The 1,603-nt window shown below is 54.6% G+C and carries 3 protein-coding genes; 2 read left to right on the forward strand and 1 reads right to left on the reverse strand.

The genetic code is table 11. The features are described 5' to 3' along the window. Positions 1-159: 159 nt before the first annotated feature. On the reverse strand, positions 160-438 hold the full coding sequence (locus ACOCD2_RS19225) for a hypothetical protein (RefSeq protein ID WP_295538532.1): 279 nt from the start codon (positions 436-438) through the stop codon (positions 160-162). A gap of 75 nt (positions 439-513) precedes the next feature. On the opposite strand from ACOCD2_RS19225, the gene ACOCD2_RS19230 reads away from it, so the two are divergent. Both ACOCD2_RS19230 and ACOCD2_RS19235 read left to right on the forward strand, forming a co-directional pair. Further along, entirely contained in the window at positions 514-1,218 is a 705-nt protein-coding gene (locus ACOCD2_RS19230) for a toprim domain-containing protein (RefSeq protein WP_293674779.1), read from the forward strand. Between the two features lie 99 nt (positions 1,219-1,317). Continuing rightward, positions 1,318-1,603: hypothetical protein (locus ACOCD2_RS19235; RefSeq protein WP_305800680.1), on the forward strand; the 286-nt coding region annotated here is incomplete at its 3' end.

Consider the following 1,603-nt stretch of genomic DNA (forward strand, 5'->3'; position numbering starts at 1 on the left):
CAATCCCGATGATCAAAAACAGCTTGCCGTGGTGATCGATTACTACCATGAAACCCTGAAACAAAGCCCCGACGCCTTGGAATACCTGAACAGCCGTGGCCTGGGTGATGCGGAGTTAATTGACTGCTTCAAGCTGGGTTATGCCAATCGGACATTGGGTTACCGGCTGCCGGTGCGCAACCGCAAGGCCGGGGCTGAGGTAAGAGGGCAGTTGCAACGGGTTGGTATCTGGCGCTGCCAGCCATGGAGAGCGAAGCGAAGGCTGGTAGTCCCCAGTAGCCGCGAGGCCGCACTGCTTACCCGTCGTGCGCATAGCGCCAGAGGGTAAGCAAAGTAGGCATCCAAACGCGGCGTCCAGTCATTGGGAGCCAAGTACGGAGCAGCAACGAGCTTGCGAAGTTGTTGCGTAGTGCTTGGTGACCAGGACGGCTGGGGCACGAATAGGTTGTCAAAGGCCGAGTCGATTTTGGGGACTGGGATGTCCCAAAATCTATCACGAGGTCGAAGACACGCTTGAGAAATACCAAGCATGAACACTTTAGCGGTTCGCTGGTGGTGCCGGTCATCAATGGTGATGGTCTGGTGACGGAAGTTTACGGCAGAAAAATCCTCGGTAAGCGATTACGCAAGGGAACACCGCAACACCTGTACTTGCCTGGTGCACATCAAGGCGTTTGGAATGCTGCTACTCTGGTGGACAGTGAAGAGGTGATCCTGTGTGAAGCACTGATCGACGCCATGACCTTCTGGGTGAATGGCTACCGCAATGTAACGGCCAGTTATGGCACCTCTGGTTTTACCGAAGATCATCTGACGGTCTTCAAACAGGCGAATATCAAACGAGTATTGATTGCTTATGATCGAGACGAAGCGGGAAATACTGCCGCCGTTAAATTAGCCGAACAACTCCAGGTTGAGGGCTTTGCTTGTTACCAGTTGCACTTTCCCAAAGGGATGGATGCCAATGCCTATGCGCTGGAGGTGAGGCCAGCGAACAAGAGCCTGGGCGTGGTGATCCGGTCAGCCCAATGGATGGGTGATGGTGAAGCGCTGGAGCGTGATCCAGACCCGGAAACTATCTCTCCTTTAGCTGCTGAATCTGAGCTGCAAACAGAAACAACGGAATCAGCACCAATAGCACCGGAGCTGGAATCGGTGGCATCGGAAACAGAGACTCCACCATTACCCGCCGCTGCTGTCCCGCCGACACCGGAGTAACCGGAACAACCCGAAGTCACCGACCACGAAATCAACATCGAATACGGTAATCGGCATTACCGCGTTCGCGGTCTACCGAAAAACACCAGCTACGAAGTGATGAAGGTCAATGTGCTTATGTCCATGGATGGACGGTATGCCGCCGCGCCAGGAGGCAGCGCATCGGTGGTGAATCGAGAAATCATCCATGTAGACAGCTTCGACCTGTACAGCGCCAAACATCGCCAGGCATTTGGCCGTGTCGCCGCCACTGAAAGCGGCATCGAGGACAAGACTATTCAGCGCGATCTCGGCAAACTGCTGTTGCAACTGGAAGGCTTGCAGGACAAAGCGATTCAGGAAGCGTTGCAACCGAAGGAACCGACTGGCTACACGATGGAGGACA

The organism is Thiolapillus sp., from assembly GCF_048562965.1.
Taxonomy (GTDB): Bacteria; Pseudomonadota; Gammaproteobacteria; order Chromatiales; family Chromatiaceae; genus Thiolapillus; species Thiolapillus brandeum_A.